The organism is Pantoea sp. C8B4, from assembly GCF_051336905.1.
Taxonomy (GTDB): Bacteria; Pseudomonadota; Gammaproteobacteria; order Enterobacterales; family Enterobacteriaceae; genus Pantoea; species Pantoea rwandensis_B.
In genome coordinates this window covers 154,274-177,296 of record NZ_JBGMNK010000007.1, presented here as the reverse complement: position 1 = coordinate 177,296, position 23,023 = coordinate 154,274, and the positions used below count along the sequence as shown (strand labels likewise).

24 protein-coding genes are annotated in these 23,023 nt (G+C 55.4%); 17 read left to right on the top strand and 7 right to left on the bottom strand.

Going from position 1 to position 23,023, the window contains the following annotated elements:
- Positions 1-5: 5 nt before the first annotated feature.
- From thpR to panD, 9 genes are all read left to right on the top strand, one after another.
- Positions 6-545, top strand: a complete 540-nt coding sequence (gene thpR, locus ACCW76_RS11295) for an RNA 2',3'-cyclic phosphodiesterase (RefSeq protein WP_038648981.1) — start codon at positions 6-8, stop codon at positions 543-545.
- Positions 546-1,262 carry a DNA/RNA nuclease SfsA gene (gene sfsA / locus ACCW76_RS11290; protein WP_166934101.1) on the top strand — a complete coding sequence of 239 codons (717 nt, stop codon included), beginning with the start codon at positions 546-548 and terminating at the stop codon, positions 1,260-1,262.
- 257 nt (positions 1,263-1,519) lie between these two features.
- On the top strand, positions 1,520-1,975 hold the full coding sequence (gene dksA / locus ACCW76_RS11285; protein ID WP_034829547.1) for an RNA polymerase-binding protein DksA: 456 nt from the start codon (positions 1,520-1,522) through the stop codon (positions 1,973-1,975).
- A 70-nt stretch (positions 1,976-2,045) separates the two neighbouring features.
- Positions 2,046-2,981, top strand: coding sequence for a tRNA glutamyl-Q(34) synthetase GluQRS (gluQRS, locus tag ACCW76_RS11280; RefSeq protein WP_436338569.1), 936 nt, complete (start codon positions 2,046-2,048; stop codon positions 2,979-2,981).
- Between the two features lie 37 nt (positions 2,982-3,018).
- Entirely contained in the window at positions 3,019-4,434 is a 1,416-nt protein-coding gene (pcnB, locus tag ACCW76_RS11275; RefSeq protein ID WP_205625007.1) for a polynucleotide adenylyltransferase PcnB, read from the top strand.
- Complete coding sequence (folK, locus tag ACCW76_RS11270) at positions 4,431-4,916, top strand: 2-amino-4-hydroxy-6-hydroxymethyldihydropteridine diphosphokinase (RefSeq protein ID WP_436338568.1); 486 nt, start codon at positions 4,431-4,433, stop codon at positions 4,914-4,916. The genes pcnB and folK overlap by 4 nt, the downstream gene beginning before the upstream one ends.
- Before the next feature lie 82 nt (positions 4,917-4,998).
- On the top strand, positions 4,999-5,793 hold the full coding sequence (gene panB, locus ACCW76_RS11265) for a 3-methyl-2-oxobutanoate hydroxymethyltransferase (protein ID WP_436338567.1): 795 nt from the start codon (positions 4,999-5,001) through the stop codon (positions 5,791-5,793).
- A gap of 15 nt (positions 5,794-5,808) precedes the next feature.
- Entirely contained in the window at positions 5,809-6,663 is an 855-nt protein-coding gene (panC, locus tag ACCW76_RS11260) for a pantoate--beta-alanine ligase (RefSeq protein ID WP_038648994.1), read from the top strand.
- Positions 6,664-6,702: 39 nt separating this feature from the next.
- Complete coding sequence (gene panD, locus ACCW76_RS11255; RefSeq protein ID WP_038648996.1) at positions 6,703-7,083, top strand: aspartate 1-decarboxylase; 381 nt, start codon at positions 6,703-6,705, stop codon at positions 7,081-7,083.
- 37 nt (positions 7,084-7,120) lie between these two features.
- Here the strand turns inward: panD and ACCW76_RS11250 are convergent, their stop codons facing one another.
- The 3 genes from ACCW76_RS11250 to hpt all read right to left on the bottom strand — a co-directional run bounded on the left by ACCW76_RS11250 (position 7,121) and on the right by hpt (position 9,593).
- Entirely contained in the window at positions 7,121-7,891 is a 771-nt protein-coding gene (locus tag ACCW76_RS11250) for an ABC transporter permease (RefSeq protein ID WP_034829563.1), read from the bottom strand.
- On the bottom strand, positions 7,888-8,811 hold the full coding sequence (locus ACCW76_RS11245) for an ABC transporter ATP-binding protein (protein WP_034829565.1): 924 nt from the start codon (positions 8,809-8,811) through the stop codon (positions 7,888-7,890). The genes ACCW76_RS11250 and ACCW76_RS11245 overlap by 4 nt, the downstream gene beginning before the upstream one ends.
- A gap of 245 nt (positions 8,812-9,056) precedes the next feature.
- Positions 9,057-9,593 carry a hypoxanthine phosphoribosyltransferase gene (gene hpt, locus ACCW76_RS11240; RefSeq protein WP_034829567.1) on the bottom strand — a complete coding sequence of 179 codons (537 nt, stop codon included), beginning with the start codon at positions 9,591-9,593 and terminating at the stop codon, positions 9,057-9,059.
- Positions 9,594-9,759: 166 nt separating this feature from the next.
- Between hpt and ACCW76_RS11235 the strand changes: the two genes are divergently transcribed.
- Positions 9,760-11,049, top strand: coding sequence for a cystathionine gamma-synthase family protein (locus ACCW76_RS11235; RefSeq protein WP_045816818.1), 1,290 nt, complete (start codon positions 9,760-9,762; stop codon positions 11,047-11,049).
- Between the two features lie 185 nt (positions 11,050-11,234).
- Here ACCW76_RS11235 and cueO read toward each other — a convergent pair whose 3' ends face one another.
- Positions 11,235-12,857, bottom strand: coding sequence for a multicopper oxidase CueO (gene cueO / locus ACCW76_RS11230; protein ID WP_436338566.1), 1,623 nt, complete (start codon positions 12,855-12,857; stop codon positions 11,235-11,237).
- A 177-nt stretch (positions 12,858-13,034) separates the two neighbouring features.
- On the opposite strand from cueO, the gene ACCW76_RS11225 reads away from it, so the two are divergent.
- The 3 genes from ACCW76_RS11225 to speD all read left to right on the top strand — a co-directional run bounded on the left by ACCW76_RS11225 (position 13,035) and on the right by speD (position 15,169).
- Positions 13,035-13,382 carry a YacC family pilotin-like protein gene (locus tag ACCW76_RS11225; RefSeq protein ID WP_007888732.1) on the top strand — a complete coding sequence of 116 codons (348 nt, stop codon included), beginning with the start codon at positions 13,035-13,037 and terminating at the stop codon, positions 13,380-13,382.
- Positions 13,383-13,490: 108 nt separating this feature from the next.
- Positions 13,491-14,354, top strand: a complete 864-nt coding sequence (gene speE, locus ACCW76_RS11220) for a polyamine aminopropyltransferase (protein WP_436338565.1) — start codon at positions 13,491-13,493, stop codon at positions 14,352-14,354.
- Positions 14,355-14,359: 5 nt separating this feature from the next.
- Positions 14,360-15,169: an adenosylmethionine decarboxylase gene (speD, locus tag ACCW76_RS11215; protein WP_045816815.1), complete on the top strand. Its 810-nt coding sequence runs from the start codon at positions 14,360-14,362 to the stop codon at positions 15,167-15,169.
- Between the two features lie 112 nt (positions 15,170-15,281).
- Here the strand turns inward: speD and ACCW76_RS11210 are convergent, their stop codons facing one another.
- Genes ACCW76_RS11210 through dtnK form a run of 3 tightly spaced genes read right to left on the bottom strand, consistent with a single transcriptional unit; the run spans position 15,282 to position 18,294 of the window.
- On the bottom strand, positions 15,282-16,043 hold the full coding sequence (locus ACCW76_RS11210) for a DeoR/GlpR family DNA-binding transcription regulator (protein WP_038649008.1): 762 nt from the start codon (positions 16,041-16,043) through the stop codon (positions 15,282-15,284).
- 6 nt (positions 16,044-16,049) lie between these two features.
- Complete coding sequence (locus ACCW76_RS11205) at positions 16,050-17,030, bottom strand: D-threonate 4-phosphate dehydrogenase (RefSeq protein ID WP_034829583.1); 981 nt, start codon at positions 17,028-17,030, stop codon at positions 16,050-16,052.
- Positions 17,023-18,294 (bottom strand): D-threonate kinase, encoded by a 1,272-nt coding sequence (dtnK, locus tag ACCW76_RS11200; RefSeq protein ID WP_436338564.1) that lies wholly within the window; start codon positions 18,292-18,294, stop codon positions 17,023-17,025. The genes ACCW76_RS11205 and dtnK overlap by 8 nt, the downstream gene beginning before the upstream one ends.
- Positions 18,295-18,483: 189 nt before the next feature.
- On the opposite strand from dtnK, the gene ACCW76_RS11195 reads away from it, so the two are divergent.
- From ACCW76_RS11195 to ACCW76_RS11180, 4 genes are all read left to right on the top strand, one after another.
- Positions 18,484-19,632, top strand: a complete 1,149-nt coding sequence (locus tag ACCW76_RS11195) for an iron-containing alcohol dehydrogenase (protein WP_436338563.1) — start codon at positions 18,484-18,486, stop codon at positions 19,630-19,632.
- 17 nt (positions 19,633-19,649) lie between these two features.
- A complete protein-coding gene (locus ACCW76_RS11190) occupies positions 19,650-20,534 on the top strand; it encodes a dihydrodipicolinate synthase family protein (protein WP_045816812.1) in 885 nt (294 codons plus the stop codon).
- A gap of 54 nt (positions 20,535-20,588) precedes the next feature.
- Complete coding sequence (locus ACCW76_RS11185; RefSeq protein WP_038649018.1) at positions 20,589-21,542, top strand: phosphoglycerate dehydrogenase; 954 nt, start codon at positions 20,589-20,591, stop codon at positions 21,540-21,542.
- A gap of 149 nt (positions 21,543-21,691) precedes the next feature.
- The gene (locus ACCW76_RS11180) at positions 21,692-23,011 is read left to right on the top strand and encodes an MFS transporter (RefSeq protein ID WP_436338562.1); all 1,320 of its coding nucleotides are present in this window, start codon (positions 21,692-21,694) and stop codon (positions 23,009-23,011) included.
- The last annotated feature ends 12 nt before the right edge of the window (positions 23,012-23,023 follow it).

The window sequence follows — 23,023 nt, the reverse complement described above, 5'->3', positions numbered from 1 at the left end:
TCACCATGTCGATACAACGTCTGTTTTTTGCCCTCGAACTGCCCGCGCCGCTCCAGCAACAGCTGGTACAGTGGCGTGCAGATCACTTTGCAGAAGAGGCAGGAAAACCGGTGGCCGCCGCCAATCTGCATCTGACGCTGGCGTTTCTGGGGGATGTCAGTGCTGAGACCTCGCAGCAGTTACAGCAGTTAGCTTCGCGCATTGTCCAGCCCGGTTTTAGCCTGGATTTGGATGATGCGGGGCATTGGCCGCGCCCCGGCGTCGTGTGGCTTGGCTGCCAACGTGCGCCGCGCGGCTTATTGCAGCTAGCCAGCTTGCTGCGTGCTCAGGCGGCACGACATGGCTGCGCGCAGAGTGCGCAGCCTTTTCATCCGCATATCACCCTGTTGCGCCACGCCACACAAAAAGTGGCCTTACCACCGCGCGGCTTTCACTGGCGCTACGATGTCAGTGACTTTGCGCTGTTCTCATCGACTTTTAGTCAGGGACGCACCCGTTATCGGCGGCTGGCGCGCTGGCCATTGCCTTCTTCGTCAGGAGCCTGAATGCAGTTTGATCCACCGCTAAAACCCGCTCGTCTTATCGCGCGCTATAAGCGCTTTCTTGCCGATGTCGTGACACCAGAGGGTGAGACACTGACCATTCACTGCGCCAACACCGGCGCGATGACCGGCTGCGCCACACCGGGTGATACCGTGTGGTATTCCACTTCAGACAGCACCACGCGCAAGTATCCGCACAGCTGGGAACTGACCGAGACACAACAAGGCCACTGGATCTGTGTGAACACCCTCAGAGCCAATCAACTGGTGCGTGAAGCCTTAACCCTTGACGCGATTCCAGAATTGTCCGCTTACAGCCACTGCCAACCTGAAGTGAAATACGGTACGGAAAAAAGCCGAATTGACTTCCTGCTGCAAGCGGAGGGCAGATCAAACTGCTATATTGAAGTCAAGTCCGTCACCCTTTTACAGCAGGGTAAAGGCTTTTTTCCGGATGCGGTGACGGCTCGGGGACAGAAGCATCTGCGCGAACTCAGTGCTATCGCGGCAGAGGGTCATCGAGCTGTTTTGTTGTTCGCCGTTCTGCATACGGGGATTGAGGACGTCTCCCCGGCGCGCCATATCGACGCACACTACGCAGAACTACTGGGACAGGCTCAACGCTGTGGAGTGGAAGTGTTGGCGTATCAGGCTCAGATTTCACCTGCTCAAATGTTACTCACTCAGCCCGTCGCCGTGACGATTAACGCAGAGTTGTAATATTTATAGCAATTTGCTGTGATAGGAATGTTCTGGGCGGTGCGCTAAATACGCTGTTCCTCACAGGCTTGTCAAGGTGCGAATATGAATAATTGCCAACCTTGACTGCTTCTGCTATTTATAGCGGCCTGTTTTTTCCCTGATGGGAATCGATATACCCCTTAATAATTCGCGTTGCAGGCAGTCGGTGGTCATTTAGCCAATGCACATGCAACCTGAAGTATGACGGGAAGGGCGTGTTATCCAGGAGAAACAACATGCAAGAAGGGCAAAACCGTAAAACATCGTCCCTGAGTATCCTCGCCATCGCTGGTGTGGAGCCGTATCAGGTGAAACCGGGCGAAGAGTATATGAACGACGCCCAACTGAGCCATTTCCGCAAGATTCTGGAAGCCTGGCGCAACCAACTTCGGGATGAAGTAGACCGCACTGTGTCGCATATGCAGGACGAAGCTGCTAACTTCCCGGATCCGGTAGACCGTGCCGCACAGGAAGAAGAGTTCAGCCTGGAATTACGTAACCGCGATCGTGAGCGTAAACTGATCAAAAAGATCGAAAAAACGCTGAAGAAAGTGGATGACGACGATTTCGGCTACTGTGATTCTTGTGGTGTAGAAATTGGTATTCGTCGCCTTGAAGCGCGTCCGACCGCCGATCTCTGCATCGACTGCAAAACGCTGGCTGAAATCCGCGAGAAGCAGATGGCAGGCTAATGGCCGTGAGCAGACTGTCGCCGCACTGCCGGGAAAACCACTGTTTTCCCGACGTGCGGTGCACCTCAAAATGACCGCACTCCTCTCCTCCTGCGTTGGGCGCTTCGCCCCCTCTCCTTCTGGTGATCTGCATTTTGGTTCGCTGATAGCCGCATTAGGCAGCTATCTGAGCGCACGTGCGCAACAAGGCCGCTGGCTGGTGCGCATTGAAGATATCGATCCACCACGGGAAGTGGCAGGCGCAGCCACGCGCATCCTGCAACAGCTGGAACACTATGGCCTGCATTGGGATGGCGACGTGTTATGGCAGTCGCAGCGCCATGATGCCTACCGGGAAGCGCTGAGCTGGCTGCAACAGCATCGTCAAAGCTACTTCTGCACCTGCACACGCAGTCGTATTCAGCAGCTCGGGGGGTTCTATGACGGCTACTGCCGGGAATTGCATCTCCCCGCAGAAAACGCCGCGCTGCGTTTGCGTCAGCATCGGCCGGTGTATGGCTTTGACGATCGCTTGCGAGGTCACTTAGCCGCCGAACCCTCGCTGGCGGAAGAGGACTTTATTATCCATCGTCGGGATGGGCTGTTTGCTTACAACCTGGCGGTGGTGGTGGATGACCATTTTCAGGGTGTAACGGAAATCGTTCGTGGGGCAGATTTGATCGAACCCACGGTGCGTCAAATCGCGCTCTACCAGCAGTTCGGCTGGCCGGTGCCGGCTTATCTGCACCTGCCGCTGGCCATCAATGATGATGGTAATAAGCTCTCGAAACAGAATCATGCGCCCGCTTTACCCGCGGGGGATGCGCGTCCATTGCTGGTGCACGCGTTGCGTGTGTTGGGTCAGCCGGTACTGGAGGGTTGGCAAGATGCCACCACGGAGCAATTACTGAAGCACGCAGTGGCCCGGTGGAGTATCCAACTGATCCCACAACAGAACGCGCGAATCGCGGATGAGACGACATCGCCATTCCTAAATGGTTCGCAACAGGCTATGATTAGCCGCTGATTTATTAACACCCTTTTTATCACTGTCGAGGTGTCCCATTTTTACCCGAGTCGCAAATTTTTGCCGGAGAGTCCTCAAGCGTGACGAGGAAGCGCCTGAAGAGGTGGAAACTGAAAGTCTGATGACCGTCATTCCCCGTGAAAGCCATAACATCTCACGCAAAGATATCAGCGAAAACGCCCTTAAAGTGCTGTATCGCCTGAATAAAGCCGGTTTCGAAGCTTACCTGGTAGGCGGCGGCGTGCGCGATTTACTGCTGGGTAAGAAGCCAAAAGACTTTGATATCACCACTAACGCCACGCCTGAGCAGATGCGTAAACTATTCCGCAACTGCCGCCTCGTGGGCCGTCGTTTTCGCCTGGCGCATGTGATGTTCGGTCCTGAAGTGATCGAAGTCGCGACCTTCCGTGGTCATCACCAGGAAGAAGCGGAAGACGATCGCAACAATTCCCAGCGCGGCCAGAACGGCATGCTGCTGCGTGATAACATTTTTGGCAGCATCGAAGATGATGCGCAGCGCCGCGATCTCACCATCAATAGTCTGTATTACAGCGTGGCGGATTTCTCCGTACGTGATTACGTGGGTGGGTTGCAGGATCTGGAAGACGGCGTGATCCGACTGATTGGCGATCCGGAAACGCGTTACCGCGAAGATCCGGTACGTATGCTGCGCGTGGTGCGTTTTGCCGCCAAACTGGAGATGCGCATTGCCGCGGAAACTGCCGAGCCGATTCCGCGCCTGGCAACGCTGCTGAATGACATCCCGCCTGCGCGCCTGTTCGAAGAATCCCTCAAACTACTGCAAGCCGGTTACGGATTCCGTACCTATCAGATGATGCGTGAGTACCATCTGTTCCAGCCGCTGTTCCCTACCCTGACGCGTGGCTTCACTGCCGAGAGCGACAGCCTGATGGAGAAAATGCTGGCGCAGGTGCTGAAGAACACCGACAACCGCATTCAGAACGATATGCGCGTCAATCCGGCCTTCCTGTTTGCCGCGATGTTCTGGTATCCGCAGCTGGAATCGGCCCAACGCATTGCGCAGGAAAGCGGACTGACCTATTACGACGCCTTTGCGCTCTCGATGAATGAAACGCTGGATGAAGCCTGCCGTGCGCTGGCGATTCCTAAGCGTATCACCACCCTGATTCGCGATATCTGGCAGCTGCAGCTGCGCATGTCGCGTCGTCATGGCAAACGCGCCTGGAAGCTGATGGAGCATCCTAAATTCCGTGCCGCTTATGATCTGCTGGCGCTGCGAGCCGATGTGGAAAACAACCGCGAACTGCAAAGCCTGACCCATTGGTGGGGCGAGTTCCAGGCGGCGGCTCCGGTCGAGCAGAAAACCATGATGAACACGCTGGGCGATGATCCGGTGGCACCGCGTCGCAAACCGCGTCGCCCGCGCCGTCGTCCAACCGGCCCACGCCGCGATACCAATAGCGCATCATGATTCGCGTTTACCTCGCACTAGGCAGTAATCTGGCCGATCCGCTGCATCAGGTTGATGCAGCGCTGGCCGCGCTTGATGCGATACCGCACACCTCGCGCGTTGCAACGTCTTCACTGTACCGCACACCACCGTACGGCCCGCCAGATCAGCCTGATTACCTGAATGCAGTGGTCGCGCTGGACACCACGCTGGAAGCTGAAGCCTTGCTCGATCATACGCAACGTATCGAGCTGGAGCATGGGCGCGTGCGCAAAGCGGAGCGCTGGGGACCGCGCACCCTCGATATCGACATCATGCTGTTTGGTCAGCAGACGATTCACACTCCACGCCTCACCGTGCCGCACTACGACATGCACAACCGCGCGTTTATGCTGGTACCGCTGCTGGAAATCGCGCCAGGCCTGCGCTTGCCCAACGGTCAGCCATTGGCCGGCATCCTCGCCACGCTGGATCGCAGCACCATCCGCTTGTGGTCTGAGTAGGCGGCAATAATCGCACTACGGTCGTATCGCCTTTTCAATCAATCCAGTACACTGCGCGCATCAGAAAACTCTGGAGTGTGCGATGAAACCGACAACCCTCTCCCATTTACGCCAGCTCAAAGCCAGTGGCCGCAAATTTGCCACCCTGACGGCCTACGATTTTAGCTTTGCCCGCCTGTTTGCCGATGAAGGCATTCAGGTGATGCTGATTGGTGACTCCCTTGGCATGACCGTGCAAGGCCATGAATCCACATTACCTGTCACCGTGGCGGATATCGCTTATCACACCGCTGCCGTGCGCCGTGGCGCGCCGAATGCGCTGGTGATGGCCGACCTGCCGTTTATGAGTTACGCCACACCGCAGCAAACCTTCGATAACGCCGCTCAACTGATGCGTGCCGGTGCCAACATGGTGAAGCTGGAAGGCGGTGAATGGCTGGCAGACACCGTGCGTATGCTCACCGAGCGCGCCGTGCCGGTCTGTGGTCATCTAGGCCTGACGCCGCAGTCAGTGAACATCTTTGGTGGCTACAAGGTGCAGGGCCGTGATGAAGCGGGCGCTGAGCGTTTGCTGGCCGATGCACTGGCGCTGGAAGCCGCTGGAGCACAATTGATGGTGCTGGAGTGTGTGCCGGTGGCGCTGGCAGAGCGTATCACCAAAGCGTTGAGCATTCCGGTCATCGGTATTGGTGCGGGTAACGTCACCGATGGACAGATTCTGGTGATGCACGATGCCTTTGGTATTACCGGCGGTCATATTCCTAAATTTGCCAAAAATTTCCTCGCGGAAACCGGCGACATTCGCGCGGCAATTCGCCAGTATATTGCCGACGTTGAGGCTGGCATCTACCCTGCCGCCGAACACAGTTTCCAGTAAATCAGGAGATTTGCAGTGCTGATTATTGAATCGCTGCCGATGCTGCGCCGAGAAATTCGTCGCTGGCGGCAGGAAGGCAAACGTATCGCGCTGGTGCCCACCATGGGTAACCTGCATGACGGCCACCTGACGTTGGTGGATGAAGCGCGCGAGCGAGCCGATATCGTGGTGGTCTCGATTTTCGTCAACCCGATGCAGTTTGAACGCGCCGATGACCTGGCGCGCTATCCTCGCACCTTGCAGGATGATTGCGAGAAGCTTAATCGCCACAGCGTCGATTTGGTATTTGCCCCTGCGCCAGCGGATGTTTATCCCAAAGGGCTGGATAGCCAAACCTTCGTTGAAGTCCCCGGGTTATCATCACTGCTGGAAGGTGCCAGCCGCCCTGGTCACTTCCGCGGTGTTTCCACCATCGTGAGTAAACTGTTCAATCTGGTGCAGCCCGATATCGCCTGTTTTGGCGAGAAGGATTTCCAGCAGTTAGCCATTATTCGCAAGATGGTGGCTGATATGGGCTTCGATATCGAGATTGTTGGTGTACCGACCGTGCGCGCGCAAGATGGTTTGGCATTGAGTTCACGTAACGGCTACCTCACCAGCGAAGAGCGCGCGATCGCCGCCGGTCTGAGCCAGGTGATGAACAGCATGGCCGAGCGTCTGAACAACGGCGAGCGCCATGTCGAAGAGATTATCGAAACGGCCGAGGCCGCATTGCGTGAGAAAGGTTTCCGCCCTGATGGCCTGGCCATTTGCGATGCCGACAATCTGCAGCCGCTGACGGTAGATAGCCAGCGCGCCGTCATTCTGATGGCCGCCTGGCTGGGCAATGCGCGCCTGATCGATAATCAGCAAGTGGATCTGACGGAGTAATCTCCGTCGTTTAATCGCAGCTTAACAAGGTTATTCGTTATGATTCGTACCGTGTTACAGGGCAAACTGCACCGCGTGAAAGTCACTCAGGCAGATTTGCACTACGAAGGCTCCTGCGCCATCGACCAGGATTTTCTTGATGCGTCCGGCATTCTGCAATACGAAGCCATCGACATTTATAACGTCACCAACGGTCAGCGCTTCTCGACCTACGCGATTGCCGCTGAGCGTGGGTCGAAGATCATCTCCGTCAACGGTGCCGCCGCCCGTTGTGCCTGTGAAGGTGACATCATGATCATCTGCTCGTATGTGCAGGTGGAAGATGAAGTCGCCCGTAGCTGGCAGCCCAAAGTCGCTTATTTCGAAGGCGACAACGACATGAAACGCATCGCCAAAGCGTTGCCGGTTCAGGTGGCTTGATACAACGGGGGCGGCCATTAGGCCGCCCCCGTAAAACTTAAGTACGCAATCCGCGACCGCGCTGAATCAACGCATACACCAGTACGTAAAACACCACGATAAAGGCAATCAGCACTGACAGGGTAAACACCAGCGGCACATCATTGATGCCGAGGAAACCGTAGCGGAATCCACTGATCATATATACCACCGGGTTCAGTTTCGACACCGCCTGCCAGAATGGCGGCAGCAGCGTCAGCGAATAGAACACCCCTCCGAGATAGGTTAACGGCGTCAGCACGAAGGTGGGGATCAGGCTGATATCGTCAAAGGTACGCGCAAACACCGCATTCAGCAGGCCAGCCAGCGAGAACAGAATCGCAGTCAGCAACAGCGTCAGGGCCACCATTGACCAGGAATGCACGTGGAACGGCACAAAGAACAGTGAAATTGCTGTTACCAGAATGCCGACGCACACGCCACGCGCCACACCACCACCGACATAACCGGCGATAATGATGTGCGTGGGCACCGGCGCCACCAGCAGCTCTTCAATATTGCGCTGGAATTTAGCGCTGAAAAACGAAGAGGCCACGTTGGCGTAAGCGTTAGTGATCACCGCCATCATGATCAGGCCCGGCACGATGAACTGCATATAGCTGAAGCCATGCATATCGCCGATGCGTGAACCAATCAGATTACCGAAGATGATGAAATAGAGCGTCATGGTGATCACCGGTGGCACCAGCGTCTGAATCCAGATGCGGGCAAAACGGTTGATCTCCTTGGCCCAGATACTCTTGAGCGCCACCCAGTATAAATGTGTCATGCTTTCACTCCTTTACCCTGGGTCAGGCTGACGAACAGCTCTTCAAGGCGGTTCGCTTTGTTACGCATACTCAGCACCTGCACGCCCTGCGCACTCAGCTGGCTGAACACGCTGTTGAGCCCCTGCTCACGCATCACTTCCACTTCCAGCGTAGAGGTATCCACCAGACGATACTGGAAGCCTTCCAGCTGTGGGAGCGGGCTGCGCGGCGCCAGATCGAGGATGAAGGTTTCCGATTGCAGCTTCGACAGCAGGCCTTTCATCGAGGTGTTTTCCACCAGCTCACCGCTCTGAATAATGCCGATATTGCGGCACAGCATTTCTGCCTCTTCCAGGTAGTGCGTGGTGAGAATAATGGTGGTGCCTTTAATGTTGAGATCTTTCAGGAAGGTCCACATTGAACGACGCAGTTCGATATCGACGCCTGCAGTCGGTTCATCCAGAATCAGCAGTTTTGGCTCGTGCATCAGAGCACGGGCGATCATCAAACGGCGTTTCATCCCGCCCGACAGCATGCGTGCACGCTCGTTGCGTTTGCCCCATAGATCGAGCTGGTTAAGGTATTTTTCCGCGCGCTTGTTGGCTTCAGCCCGCTCCACGCCGTAATAACCCGCCTGATTGACCACAATCTGCATCACGGTTTCAAACGGGTTAAAGTTAAACTCTTGCGGAACCAGACCCAGCTGGCGTTTCGCATTGACCACGTCTTTTTCCAGGTCATAGCCAAACACCCGCACGCTGCCGCCGGATTTATTCACCAGCGAACTGATGATGCCGATAGTGGTCGATTTACCCGCGCCGTTTGGCCCGAGCAGTGCGTAAAAATCGCCTGCCTCAACGTTGAGATCAAGCTTCTTCAGCGCCTGAACGCCGCCGGGATAGGTTTTGGTGAGCCCGGAAAGTTCCAGTGCATAAGTCATTGCGAATCCATACCCTGTTGTAGTGACATCAAAGCCCTATGAAATGATAGTGCGCTCACGCCGAGCATGCGGGGTTATTCAGAGATAACGAGTGAAAAATCAAAGATGAAGCGCTGAGCGATAACCCGCGACACTTTACCACTCTGCATGCGGCAGGGGAACGCAAGCGCAGCCCGTTAGTCAATGACTCGCGGGCTGCGCATCTTATCGCAGGCTGGCGGGATTAGCCTTGGAAGATTGTGCGGTTATTCACCGGTCGGGATAACTTTGCCAATATACGGCAGATGACGATAGCGCTGCGCGTAGTCGATACCAAAGCCGACCACGAACTCATCGGGAATGGTAAAGCCAACGTATTCCACGGTGACGTCCACTTCACGGCGCTCTGGCTTATCCAGCAAGGTGCAGATGGCCAGTGATTTTGGCTCGCGCAGGCGCAGGATCTCGCGCACTTTGCTCAGCGTGTTGCCGGAATCGATGATGTCTTCCACGATCAGCACGTCTTTGCCGCGAATGTCCTCATCCAGATCTTTCAGGATTTTCACGTCGCGGGTCGATGACATACCGCTGCCGTAGCTGGAGGCGGTCATAAAGTCGACTTCATGCGGGACATCGATGGCACGGCAAAGATCGGCCATAAACATAAAGGAGCCACGCAGCAGACCCACCAACACCATTTCGCTGCCGCTGCTGCGGTAGTGTTCGCTAATCTGCTTGCCCAGTTCGGCAATACGGGTTGCAATCTCCTGCTCAGAGATCATCACGTCGACGGTGTGTTTCATTGCATTCGCCTGGTTAAGGTTTTCAGAAAGCCACGAAGTCTATCATAGTCGAACCAACCTCTAACGCCGCGCACAGAACGCAAACGATACCGTGGCAAAATTTATTGCGCTGACCTTAACTACAGAAAACCCACCCGCACTCTCACCGGTAATCTCTGGAGATCCTATGGCCGCTTCATCCAGTAAAAAAACACAGATTGGCACCCACGATCTGCATCCGGAAACGCAGATGCTTAATTACGGTTACGATCCGCGGCTATCGGAGGGCGCAGTCAAACCTCCTGTATTCCTGACTTCGACTTTTGTGTTCAACAGCGCCGAAGAGGGACAGGACTTTTTTGATTTCGTCGCCGGACGCAAGCAGCCGCCTGAGGGCAAGAGCGGTGGGCTGGTTTACTCACGCTTTAATCATCCCAACAGCGAGATTGTGGAAGATCGGTTGGCCATCTATGAACAGGCAGAAAGTGCCGCGCTATTCTCCTCCGGAATGTCGGCCATTGCGACCACGCTGCTGGCGTTTGCGCGGCCAGGTGAAGTGATTTTGCATTCACAACCGCTGTACGGCGGCACTGAAACGTTGCTAAGCAAAACGCTGCACGATTTAGAAATTAAAGCCGTGGGCTTCAGCGATGGCACCGATGAAGACAAAGTGTATGAAGCAGCCAAACTGGCGTGGCAGCGCGGTCGTGTAGCCCTGATTCTGATTGAGACGCCGGCCAACCCGACCAACAGCCTGGTGGATATTCAGTTGATGAAGCAGGTGGCAGATGTGATCACCCAGCAGCAAGGTTCGCGTCCGATTCTCGCCTGCGATAACACCTTGCTCGGCCCGCTGTTTCAGCGTCCTTTGCAGCACGGTGCAGACTTGTCGCTCTACTCGCTCACCAAATATGTCGGCGGCCATTCGGATCTGATTGCCGGTGCGGTGCTGGGCAGCAAAGCGCTGGTGAGCAAGGTGCGATCGCTGCGCAGTGCCATCGGCACCCAGCTTGATCCGCACTCCAGTTGGATGATTGGACGATCGCTGGAAACGCTGTCGTTGAGGATGGAGAAAGCCGCCAGCAATGCAGAAAAAGTCGCCGCGTTTTTACGCGATAACCCGCAGGTGGAAAAACTGCACTGGCTGCCCTATCTCGATGCGGACAGCTCCGCGGGAGAAACCTTCCAGCGACAATGCAGCGGCGCAGGTTCCACGTTCTCTTTTGATATCAAAGGTGGTCAGCCGGCAGCGTTTCGTTTTCTCAATGCTCTTGCGTTGTTTAAATTGGCCGTGAGCCTGGGCGGTACCGAATCACTCGCCAGCCATCCGGGCAGCACCACCCATTCCGGCGTGCCGCAGGAGGTACGCCAGCGTATTGGCATTACCGATGCCACGGTACGTTTGTCGATTGGTATCGAACATGCTGATGATTTGATTGAGGATATCCGGCTGGCACTGGAAGCGGCTCAGGCCTAATCCCTTGCCCGGCACGCTCATTGAGTGAATGGCGGCGTTGATTACACATCGGACAGCAGGATAAGGCTGCCCGATGTCCACGCTTACACCCTGATGCTGAGCATTAAAATACGCCGCTTATGCCCTTGTGTTGCTCAATCCCCTGCAGCGAAGCTGTTTTAGCTTCGCTGCAGTACGGCAATCACTTAGCTGACGGTAAAGCCCAGCATCATGCCGGTATCTTCATGCTCCAGCAGATGACAATGCGCCATGTAGGCGTTATCCGCATTGGCAACGTAGTTAAAGCGCACCAGCACTTCACTGCGCCAGCCGTTCACGCTCACCATGTCTTTCCAGCCAGCACGATGCGGCGCTGGTGGCTTGCCGTTTTCTGACAGGATGCGGAACTGGGTGCCATGAATGTGGAACGGATGCAGCATGGCGTCGCCCTCACCAGAAATGGTCCATTTTTCCAGCTTACCCAGTTCGGCATTGAACATTGGCTTGGTCATATTAAACGCCTGGCCGTTGATTTTATTGCCGTTATGGAAATCATAAGCCGCCGTTTTTCCGTGATCCATCGGCATGCTGCCATGGTCCATCGTCATGGCGCCGCCGCTCATTTTCATGCTGCCATGATCCATCTGCATCGCCCCGCCCTTCGAGTCCATGCTGCCGTGATCCATTTTCATCCCGGCCATGGCTTGATGACCGTAACGATCCATCAGCGCCTGCATGCCTTGTTGATCCAGCTGCGGATCCATCATCAGTTGTAGCCAGCGGCTTTGCACGCCTTCCACTGATGGCAGCGGCGGCAGATCCACCAGCTTATCCGGCATAGAACCACTTGCCATCACGCGCAGTGGCAGAATTTGCACCAGCGGCAAGGGTTGATCAAAGGGTGCCAGCGTCATGCCCATCTGCGTCACCGGCAGCGTCACCATGTCGAAGGTTTTGCCGTCTGAAGTATCAATCATCACTTCGAAACGCTCGCCAGGCAGCAGCGGCAGGCTATCCACTTTTACCGGCTCGGCCAGCAAACCGCCATCGCTGGCAATCACGTACATCGGGCGTTTATCACTGGTGGCGATATCCAGCGAGCGGGCATTGCAGCCGTTCAACAGACGCAGTCGCAGCCAGCCGCGTGGCACCGCTTGCTGCGGATACTGCACGCCGTTGGTTAACATCATGTCACCAAACCAGCCCACCGCCGCGCGCATAATGTCGAGTTGGTAATCGATTTTTGCGCCGTCCTGGGTCAGCTGTTTATCCTGGAAGATCAGCGGCACGTCATCTTCGCCCCACTGCATCGGCAGACGCAATTTTCCGGAATCCTCGTCCTCTAACAGCACCAATCCCGCCAGCCCCTGCGCCACCTGATAGCCGGTTTTGCCATGCTGATGCGGATGGAACCAACAGGTGGCAGCCGGTTGATCGGGCGTAAAGGTCACCTGACGTGAAGCACCGGGCGCAATCAGTGCTTGCGGCCCACCATCGACATCGCCAGGAATTTCCAGACCATGCCAATGCAATGTCGTTGCTTCCGCCAGCCGATTATGAATATTCACCGTAACGGCTTTCTCGCGCGGCAACCGCAGCGCCGGGCCGAGCAGACTGCCGTTATAGCCCCACGTCGGGACGGATTTGCCGTTCCATTGGCTGGTGCCACTCATCGCGGTAAGCGTGTACGCTCCGCGTGCATCGGGCTGCAAAATAGAGGGGATTGGTAACAGCGGGCGCGTAGCCGCCATTAATGAACGGCTCCACAACGGCAGCGCACCTGCCGCGCTGAGTGCGGCGGTCAACTTTAGAAAATGACGACGTTGCATATTCTTATCCTTGTCGTGAATAAGGGCACAGCGTAAACCTTTACCCTGCGGGAGGGTCAAGCCCCTTAACAGAATGCGCTGATAAAAACCGTGGGAATGCCCCATTTAGGCAAATTTAGCGGAATCCCTGCAATAACTGTGCTAACGTCAATTCATTGCCCCTTGTTGAGAATGATTATGACGAAAAGCATCAAGATCCTGCTGCTGGCGGGACTCCTTGGCTTCTCCTCCACCAGTTTTGCCCTGAGCGAATCCGAAGCAGAAGATCTGGCCGATCTGACCGCGGTGTTTGTTTACCTGAAAAACGATTGTGGCTATCAGGATCTGCCCGATGCGCAAATTCGCAAAGCGCTGGTGTTTTTTGCCCAGCAGAACCGCTGGGATCTGAGTAATTACAGCAACTACAACATGAAGTCGCTCGGCGAAGAGAGTTACAAAGATTTGAGCGGCATCGCCATTACCAATGACAAGAAGTGTAAGTCGCTGGCACGTGACTCGCTGAGTCTGCTCGCTTACGTCAAATAGCCCGCCATCCCGCTCTGCTGCTGAAGATTTGACCGTGCAACCACGGTCATATTTCGCTATGCTTTTTCCCCTAATTTCATGGCGATGACATTCGAGGAGAGCCCCATCATGGCCCAGAATGAAATGTGGTATGAGACGCTTCATGCCGGATTTGGACAGTATTTCACGGTAGATAAACTGCTCTATCGCGACAAAACGGCGCATCAGGATCTGGTGATCTTTGAAAATGCCGCTTTTGGTCGTGTCATGGCGCTGGACGGTGTAGTGCAAACCACCGAGCGCGATGAGTTCATCTACCACGAAATGATGACCCACGTGCCGATCCTGGCGCACGGCAAGGCGAAACGCGTGCTGATCATTGGCGGTGGCGATGGCGCCATGCTGCGCGAGGTCTCACGTCACCAAACGATTGAACAGATCACCATGGTTGAGATCGATGCCGGCGTGGTGAGTTTTTGCAAGACGTATCTGCCCAATCACAACGCCGGTGCCTATGACGATCCGCGTCTGAATCTGGTGATTGATGATGGTGTGAATTACGTCACCCAGACGCAAGAGAAGTTCGACGTCATTATTTCCGATTGCACCGATCCCATCGGTCCCGGCGAAAGTCTGTTTACCTCCGAATTCTATGCGGGCTGTAAACAGGCGCTAAATCCTGGCGGAATCTTTGTGGCACAGAACGGCGTCTGTTTCCTGCAGCAGGAAGAAGCGATCAACAGCCATCGCAAACTCAGCCACTACTTCTCTGACGTCAGCTTTTATCAGGCGGCGATCCCCACCTATTACGGCGGTATCATGACGTTTGCCTGGGCAAGCGACAACGAGACACTACGCCAGTGGGATGCAGCCACCCTGCAATCACGCTTTGACGACGCTGGCCTGCGCTGCCGCTACTACAATCCCGCGATTCATGTCGGTAGCTTTGCCTTACCGCAATACCTGCTGAATGCCTTGTCGTGTGAGGAGTGACGAAATTGCAAAAGCTGAAACTACACGGCTTCAATAATCTGACGAAGAGCCTGAGTTTTTGTATTTACGATATTTGCTACGCCAACAGCGAAGCCGAACGTGATGGCTACATCGCCTATATTGATGAGCAATATAATGCGAATCGCCTCACCGAAATCCTGACTGAAACCTGCTCTATCATTGGTGCCAACGTGCTGAACATCGCGCGTCAGGATTATGAACCGCAGGGTGCCAGCGTCACGATTCTGGTCAGCGAAGAGCCGATCAATCCGCAGGATATCGACAAATCAGAGCATCCGGGTCCGCTGCCCAATTCGGTGGTGGCACATCTGGATAAGAGCCATATTTGCGTGCACACCTATCCAGAAAGCCATCCTGAGGGGGGATTGTGCACCTTCCGCGCCGATATCGAAGTCTCCACCTGTGGAGTGATTTCGCCGCTTAAGGCACTGAATTACCTGATTCACCAACTGGAATCTGACATCGTGACCATTGATTATCGTGTGCGTGGTTTTACCCGCGATGTGAATGGCCTAAAGCACTTTATCGATCACGAGATCAATTCGATTCAGAACTTTATGTCCGAGGATATGAAGTCGATGTACGACATGGTGGATGTGAACGTCTATCAGGAAAATATCTTTCACACCAAGATGTTACTGAAGGAATTTGACCTGAAATATTACCTGTTCAATACCAAGCCTGAAGAGCTCAGCCCGCAGGAGCACAAGCGCATCACCAATCTGCTGTGGAAAGAAATGCGTGAAATCTACTACGGCCGTAATATTCCGGCGACGGGATTGAAGCTATCGTAGTGGGCTGCGATTAACGTCCGATGCGCACCCTGCGCAAGCAAGTGTCGTTGCAGGGCTAGCACTGGGTTATATCTATTGATGAAGGGTCGCCATTGATGGCGACCTTGTTGCATCAGGCTGTTAGCTGCAAACCAATGCCACGCTCACGCAAAGCGCGACAAACTGCGTCGTCGAGACGCGCATCCGTCACCACATCGGTCAAACTATCAATCGGCGCGGCGCAGTATAGCGACCAGGAACCGTACTTACTGCTGTCAGCCAGCAGGATGCGGCGGCGTGCATTCGCCAGCAGATCCATCTTCAGACCGGCTTTATCTTCCGTCGGCGTGGTAATCCCGCGTTCGATACTCCACGAGTTACAGCTGACGAACGCGATATCCGGATTGATGCCGCGCAGCAGGCGTCGGCCATGCTCGCCAATACAAGACTGACTGGAGTCATCGATACGGCCACCAATAATGGTGGTTTCAATCTGCTTGAATTCAGACAGGAACAGCGCGATATGCAGGTCGGCGGTGATGACTCGCAGTTGCAGATGCGTGAGCTGGCGCGCCAGTTCCAGCATGGTGGTGCCGGCATCCAGCACGACGGAGTCACCCGACTGCACATAGCTGGCGGCAAACTGCGCGATGGCCTGCTTCTCTGCCAGATTACGCTGCATTTTTTCCAGCGTGGTCGGCTGCGCAGGAATAAAACGATTGAGCGTCACTCCGCCATGGCTGCGGCTAATGACGCCTTCCTTGTCGAGCTTGATCAGATCGCGGCGGATCGTCGCCGGTGAAGCCGAGATCGCACTCACCAGCTGTTCTACAGTGACCAGATTATGACTTTTCAGATAGTCCATAATCTGGTCGAGACGGCTTTGTCCCTTCATATTTCCCTATGCTAGCTGCATCGCGAGTTTAATGGAGATCGCCATGCTCGCAGAGTTCGCTTTACCTGTCCAGGCGATATCAAACGCCGTACCGTGGTCCGCAGAAGTGCGGATAAACGGCAGGCCAGCGGTGATATTGACGCCATCATAAAAGCCTAACAATTTCAGAGGGATGTGCCCCTGGTCGTGATACATCGCCACCACCATATCGTACTGACCTTGCTGACACTGCAGGAACACCGTATCCGGCGGGCACGGGCCATAAACATCGATACCCTGCTCTTTCATCACTTTGATCGCCGGTGCCACGGTAGTGATCTCTTCGTCACCAAACAGGCCATTTTCGCCCGCATGCGGATTCACCCCGGCTACGGCAATGCGCGGCTTGTCGAAACCGACGCGGCGCAGGAAGGTATCCGCCATGCCGATCACCGTCTGGATACGATCGCCATTCAAAGTGTCGAGGAACTTACGCAGCGCGATATGCGTCGTGACGTGGATCACCTTCAGATGATCGGTGTACAACACCATGGCGTAGTTTTTCGTGTTAGTCAGTTGCGCCAGCAGTTCGGTGTGTCCCGGATAAATGTGCCCTGCTGAGTGCAGTGCTTCTTTATTGAGTGGAGCTGTCGCGATCGCGTGCACTTCACCGGCCAGTGCCAGTTCGGTGGCGCGTTTCACACAGCGCCAGGCCAAATCACCGGCTTCTTTTTGCACCACGCCTGGTTTTAACGCTTCAGGATTGGCCAGCGGTTCATCGATAACGTTGATGATGCCCGGTGCGAAATGCGCGTCTTTGACGTTATCCAGCACGCGTAGTTCTGCCTGCGGCGTAATGTTCAATCCCATCACCCGACGCAGCGTGCTGGCACAGCCGACCACCACCGCCGGGATCCCCGCCAGGTCGCCTTCCGCTAACGCTTTAATGATAATCTCCGGGCTGATGCCCGCCGGATCGCCCATGGTCACCGCAATAATTTTATTCACTCGACTTCTCCTCAATGAAACGGATGGCTTCTACCAGGGTGTTTTCGTCACCAAAGCCACCCGCTTTGGTCATCACCGGCAGGTGTAATTCGCTATTTAGCAGAACCCCGTGCGGCACACAGCCCGCCACCAGGCCCTGAATCTGAAAACCACTGGCGCCGAGCGCCTGTGCGACGGCAATCGCCACGTCGCCGCCCGAAAGATACAACCCGGCAGGCAAGGCCTGGCGGCAAACGTTCTGGGTCAATTGGGCGAGGAAGTGGCAGATGCGTTCTCCCAGCTCCTGGCGTGACACCTGATGTTGCTGACACAGCTGTTCAATCTCATGGCGTTGCTCTGCATGCTGTGTGGTGCGCACCACGCAGTGTGCGCCGTCGCGTAGGGCCTGTTGCATCGCCTGCTGCCACTCGACAGCCTGCGGCCACGCGGGTTGAGCAAACAGCTGACGGATATCAATATCGATAATGCGAATGTCACGTTGGGTCGCAAGGTGGGCGATTTGCAGCTGCGCGATGGCGCTCATGGAACCCACCACTGCCAGCACCGGCCTGGCCGGACGCGCCGCCAGATATTCGCCCAGGGCATCACCCAATCCGGAAGCGCCGGCCAGCAGGGGCCGTGTGGATAAACTCGCCGCCGCCGCCACGATCAGCGCAATGTCAGCATCCTGCTCGGCATCCAGCACCACCAGGCCCTGCTTACTGGCGAGCACTTGTGCCAACTTGCCACTGCGCACCGTCGCCAAATCCAGGGTTTCACCGGCCAGATCACTCTGCATATGCAGGCGGGTTAACACATGGCTACTGGTCACCGGGGTTTTCGGGTCGCTGACAAATTCGGTGTCCGTCAGACGCTGCATATTGATCCATACTTCACCTTCACGCGTGGTGCGGCCCAGTTTCGGCACTGCGGGCACCACCAGCGCTAAGGTTTTTCCGCTGGCGTGTAACGCCGCTTCTATCTCTGCGCCCGGATTGCCACGTAGCGTGGAATCAATCTTTTTAAACAGCCAGCCATCCTGGGCAATCGCCTGATGCTGCTGTAATGCTAGCGTTGTACGATGCGCTGCTTCTGACGCGCTGACTGCACGGCTGTCGGTGCTGATGACCAGCACATCGGCGCTGTTAGCATCGTGTGGCGTGCGGCTATCAAACAACACATGCACCTTTGCACCCGCACGTGCCAACCCGCTACCCGCGTCATTGGCACCGGTAAAATCATCCGCAATCACTAAGACGGGTGTTTTCCATGGCTGTGAAGTCATTCTCTTTCCTCTGCCGGCAGCTCGCCGTGTTGAGATTGATTATATTCAATCACGATTGATTATATGTGAGCAAGATCAAATTATTTGAAATCAATTTGTCCTATAAATTTAGGCACTGTAGTGACAGAACCCGCACTGAATGAGCAAAGTTAATCATTTAGTACGAAAAAACCGCGATAAGGGTATGAAATGAATATCAACAGCACCGTGATCAGTGGCTTTCAGGCGCTTAATGACCTCAGCTATTTGCTGCAGGGTAAAGAAAAAGCGCTTCTGGTAACCGATAAAAATATCGAAGGCATTCCAGCGGTTCAGTCGCTGATCGCGCAGCTGAAGCAGCAGATCAGCAGTTTGAGCATTGTGAACAGCGTGCCACCCGAGCCGAGCCAGCACGATGTCGCCGCCATTGTGGCCGCGTTGCCCTCAACCGACATTGATCTGGTAATTGGCGTGGGCGGTGGCAGCGTGTTGGATGTCGCCAAACTGCTGTCAATTCTGTGCGTTGACGGTGCACCGACACTGGATGCCCTGCTCGCCGGTGAGAAACCCCTGACCCGCACCACGTCACTGTTGATCCCGACGACTGCCGGTACGGGCTCCGAAGCCACGCCGAACGCGATCCTGGCGATCCCAGAGAAAGAGACCAAAGTCGGCATCATCACTCCGATTATGCTGCCCGATTATGTCGCACTGGTGCCCGAACTGACCACCAGCATGCCGCCGCATATCGCCTCTTCGACGGGTATTGATGCACTGTGTCATCTGATCGAGTGCTTTACCGCCACCGTGTCCAATCCGGTGAGTGATAACTATGCGCTGATCGGCATGAAAAAGCTGTTTGCCAGCCTTGAGACCACGATTGCCGAACCAGGCAACCTCGAAGCGCGCCTCAACATGCTGTGGGCCTCTTATTACGGTGGCGCATCGATTGCCCACGCAGGCACCCATCTGGTGCATGCGATGTCCTATCCGCTGGGCGGCAAATATCATCTGCCGCACGGTGTAGCGAACGCCATTTTGCTGGCACCGTGCATGCGCTTTGTGCGCCCCGCTGCCGTGAGCAAATTCGCGCAGGCCTACGATCTGCTGCCGGACGCCGATGCCTCACTGGATGAAGAGGCGAAATCGCACGCGCTGGTGGAGTATTTCGCCGCGCTGGTGAAACGTCTCAAACTGCCTGCCAGCCTCGAAGAACTGGGCATCGGCCCGGATCATCTGCCGTATCTGGTTGAAGCCGCGCTCGACGTGCAGCGCCTGATGAAGAATGTACCGATGAAAGTGAGCGCCGATGACGTACGAAACGTCTACCTGACACTCTTTCCGGCTTTGAATCACTAAGGATTAATGAGGGCATCATGAGCAAGAAAATTCAGGGCGTATTAACCGCCATCGTCACCACCTTTGACAGTGAAGGTGCATTTAATCCCGCGGCTCAGCGCCTGCAGGTACAACGTCAGCTTAGCGCCGGCAACGGCATCTTCTGCGGCGGCACCAACGGTGAGTTCTTTGTGCTCAACGAGCAGGAGAAATTAGCGGTCACTGAAACCTGCGTGGACGAAGTGAACGGCGCGGCGCCAGTGGTGGCACACATCGGTGAAATCTCCACCCGTGAAACCATCCGTCTCGGCAAGCAAGTCGCCAAACTGGGCGTGGATGCGGTTTCAGTGATCACCCCGTATTTCGTGCCGCTGAAGCAGGAAGAGTTGATTGCGCACTACCGCGCGGTAGCGGATGCGATTGAAGTGCCGCTGTATCTGTACAACATCCCTGCGCGCACCGGCAACACTTTGCAGCCGGAAACCGTGCGTGCGTTGGCTTCGCATCCCAACATCATCGGCATTAAAGACAGCGCGGGCAGCTATGAAAGTCTGAGCGGTTTCCTTAAGGCTGCGGAAGGCATGGAGAACTTCAACGTGCTGACCGGTCCAGATTCGCTGATCCATCGTGGTTTTGTAGAAGGCTGCACCGCCTGTATTTCGGGTCTCGCCAACGTGGCACCGAAAGAGATCAACGCCATTTGGGCACGCTTCCACGCGGGTGATATTGAAGGCTCGCGTCAGGCGCAGGAAAACATTACTGGCCTGCGTACCGATCTCTACAGCGTCGGTTTCCCGCCCGCTACCGTGAAGAAAGCCGTTTCACTGCTGGGTTCAGATGTGGGTAACAGCCGCTATGCGGTGAGCTTCTCTGCCGAAGAAGAGCAGAAGATCCGCCAGATCGTGAATCAGTATCTGCAGTAATGACCGATTGGGCAGCCTTTGCTGCCCGCTCCAACACCAGGATTGGGAAACGCTATGAAAGTTATCTGTACTTCACCGTCTTTCGCCAAATACGACGCTGCGCCTATCAACACCTTGCAACAGCATGGTTTTGAGCTGATCACGCTGCCCGCCGATGCACCGCTCAGCGCGCTGGAACCGCATCTGGCCGAGACTGTGGCGATGATCGTTGCCTTCACCGATGTGAACGAAGCACTGCTGGCGCAAGCGCCTCAGCTGAAGATCGTGTGTAAGCATGGCGTCGGTGTCGACAACATCAATCTGGATGCCACTCGCGCACGCGGCATTTACGTCACCAATGTGCCGGATGCCAACAAACATGCCGTGGCCGATTTCGCCTTTGCCCTGATCCTCAACAGCGCGCGTCAGATCACTCAGGCCGCCATTGAAACCCGTGCCGGCAACTGGCCGCGCATCTTTGCCACCGATGTGTATGGCAAAACGCTGGGTATTATCGGCCTCGGGAATATCGGCAAACAGGTCGCGCTACGTGCCAAAGGCTTCAATATGCGCGTGATTGCGTTCGATTTTTATCCGGATGAAAAATTTGCCGCCGAGCATGGCATCGAATTCGTCAGCCTCGATCAGTTGACCGAAAACAGCGATTTCATCACGTTGCACAAGCCGCTCACCGATAAAACCCAGAATCTGTTCGATGCTGCCCGCATCAAGCGCATGAAGAAGAGCGCTTTCCTGATCAATGCCTCTCGCGGTGGCATTGTCAATGAACAAGATTTGTATCAGGCGCTGCTGGATAACGTCATCGCCGGTGCCGCTGCCGATGTCTTCGAGCAGGAACCGCTGGCGGAACATCCGCTGTTCACGCTCAGCAACTTTATCCCCACTTCGCATATCGCGGGTTACACCGACGGCGCCATCAGCGCGATTGGTGAACGCTGCGTCGCGCAGATTGTGCAGTGCATTAAACAGGGCGAGCGCCCGACAAATGTTATGAACGGGCTGGATTAATTTTCTCAAAACCCTACTTAATCCAAATTTTAATCCCCAGTCATGAATGCTGTAGCCAGTGATAAGGTCATTTACCCCCGACGAGTGGGGTAAATGATTGCCGTCAACGCCGCTATCGCACGAAAGACGCCGGGAAGGTGAAAAATATTATGAACAACACCTCTCGCTCTACCCGCATTCGTTGGTGGATTGCTGGCCTGATGTGGCTGGCAATCGCCATTAACTATATTGACCGTACCGTACTCTCTGCGGCTGCCCCGCATTTGATCAAAGAGCTCGACATCAATCCAGAGATGATGGGCTTTATCATGGCGGCGTTCTTCTGGTCTTATGCGCTGTTGCAGATCCCGGCGGGCTGGTTCGCCGATCGCTTCGGTCAGAAAAAAGGTCTCGGTATTGCGGTGGCCTGGTGGTCAATTGCTACCATGGCGATGGGCCTGGCAACCGGCTTTAAATCACTGCTGGCGCTGCGTTTAGCGCTCGGCGTCGGTGAAGCCGCCGCGTACCCCAGCAACGCGGGTATCACCGCACGCTGGTTCCCGGATCGCGAACGTGCCACGGTGTCAGGCCTGTTCGACAGCGCATCGAAATTTGGCGGTGCCGTTGCCATGCCGCTGATCGTGTTTATGATCGCCATGTTCGACTGGCGCATCACCTTCCTGGTGATTGGTTCACTCGGTGTGTTCTGGGTCATTGCCTGGTACTTCATTTATTCGGAAAACCCGGAAGATCACAAAGCGATCAGCCAGGAAGAAGTGCGCTTTATCCGTGATGGTCAGGCACAGAAACACGGCGACAAAAGCGTCCGTCCGATGAAGTGGTACAAGTTGCTGCGCTACCGCAATATCTGGGCAATGTGCATTGGCTTCTTCACCATCAACTACACCTCATACTTCTTTATCACCTGGCTGCCGACCTACCTGGTGAAAGATAAAGGCATGGATTTCCTCAAAATGGGGATGGTGGCTGCACTGCCGTTGATTTGCGGCATGGTGATTGAAGTGCTGGCAGGTTGGGCATCGGATCGCATGGTGCACAACAAGGTGCTGTCGCTGACCGCTACGCGCAAGCTGTTCCTGACGATTGGTCTGCTGATGGCACTGTGCATCGGTTTTGCCCCGTTCACTGACTCGGTATTTATGACCGTGCTGCTGCTGTGTATCGCTAAATCAGGTACCACCGTTGCGGCTTCTCAGGTCTGGGCGCTGCCAGGCGATGTGGCACCAAAGAACAGCGTCTCCATTGTGGCGGGCCTGCAAAATACCGTTTCGAATATGGGCGGTGCCGTGGGTCCCATCATTACCGGCGCTATCGTCGGGGCGACAGGCCACTTCACCTGGGCGCTGGTGTTCTCTGCTGTATTAGTGGTTATCGGTATTGTTAACTACCTGTTCCTGATGGGTAAAGTTGAACCTATCGTGGATGAGGAACAGGCGCATCATCCACACTCCGTGGTAAGCGGCGCGTAAGTGCCAAACTCG

Coding starts and splice junctions, on each gene's coding strand:
- ACCW76_RS11195 (WP_436338563.1), top strand. CDS start 18,484: ATGAATATCAACAGCACCGTGATCAGTGGCTTTCAGGCGCTTAATGAC.
- ACCW76_RS11245 (WP_034829565.1), bottom strand. CDS start 8,811: ATGACTTATGCACTGGAACTTTCCGGGCTCACCAAAACCTATCCCGGC.
- folK (WP_436338568.1), top strand. CDS start 4,431: ATGATTCGCGTTTACCTCGCACTAGGCAGTAATCTGGCCGATCCGCTG.
- ACCW76_RS11180 (WP_436338562.1), top strand. CDS start 21,692: ATGAACAACACCTCTCGCTCTACCCGCATTCGTTGGTGGATTGCTGGC.
- ACCW76_RS11185 (WP_038649018.1), top strand. CDS start 20,589: ATGAAAGTTATCTGTACTTCACCGTCTTTCGCCAAATACGACGCTGCG.
- hpt (WP_034829567.1), bottom strand. CDS start 9,593: ATGAAACACACCGTCGACGTGATGATCTCTGAGCAGGAGATTGCAACC.
- thpR (WP_038648981.1), top strand. CDS start 6: ATGTCGATACAACGTCTGTTTTTTGCCCTCGAACTGCCCGCGCCGCTC.
- gluQRS (WP_436338569.1), top strand. CDS start 2,046: ATGACCGCACTCCTCTCCTCCTGCGTTGGGCGCTTCGCCCCCTCTCCT.
- cueO (WP_436338566.1), bottom strand. CDS start 12,857: ATGCAACGTCGTCATTTTCTAAAGTTGACCGCCGCACTCAGCGCGGCA.
- ACCW76_RS11235 (WP_045816818.1), top strand. CDS start 9,760: ATGGCCGCTTCATCCAGTAAAAAAACACAGATTGGCACCCACGATCTG.
- dksA (WP_034829547.1), top strand. CDS start 1,520: ATGCAAGAAGGGCAAAACCGTAAAACATCGTCCCTGAGTATCCTCGCC.
- ACCW76_RS11210 (WP_038649008.1), bottom strand. CDS start 16,043: ATGAAGGGACAAAGCCGTCTCGACCAGATTATGGACTATCTGAAAAGT.
- sfsA (WP_166934101.1), top strand. CDS start 546: ATGCAGTTTGATCCACCGCTAAAACCCGCTCGTCTTATCGCGCGCTAT.
- ACCW76_RS11225 (WP_007888732.1), top strand. CDS start 13,035: ATGACGAAAAGCATCAAGATCCTGCTGCTGGCGGGACTCCTTGGCTTC.
- dtnK (WP_436338564.1), bottom strand. CDS start 18,294: ATGACTTCACAGCCATGGAAAACACCCGTCTTAGTGATTGCGGATGAT.
- speE (WP_436338565.1), top strand. CDS start 13,491: ATGGCCCAGAATGAAATGTGGTATGAGACGCTTCATGCCGGATTTGGA.
- ACCW76_RS11250 (WP_034829563.1), bottom strand. CDS start 7,891: ATGACACATTTATACTGGGTGGCGCTCAAGAGTATCTGGGCCAAGGAG.
- ACCW76_RS11190 (WP_045816812.1), top strand. CDS start 19,650: ATGAGCAAGAAAATTCAGGGCGTATTAACCGCCATCGTCACCACCTTT.
- panB (WP_436338567.1), top strand. CDS start 4,999: ATGAAACCGACAACCCTCTCCCATTTACGCCAGCTCAAAGCCAGTGGC.
- panD (WP_038648996.1), top strand. CDS start 6,703: ATGATTCGTACCGTGTTACAGGGCAAACTGCACCGCGTGAAAGTCACT.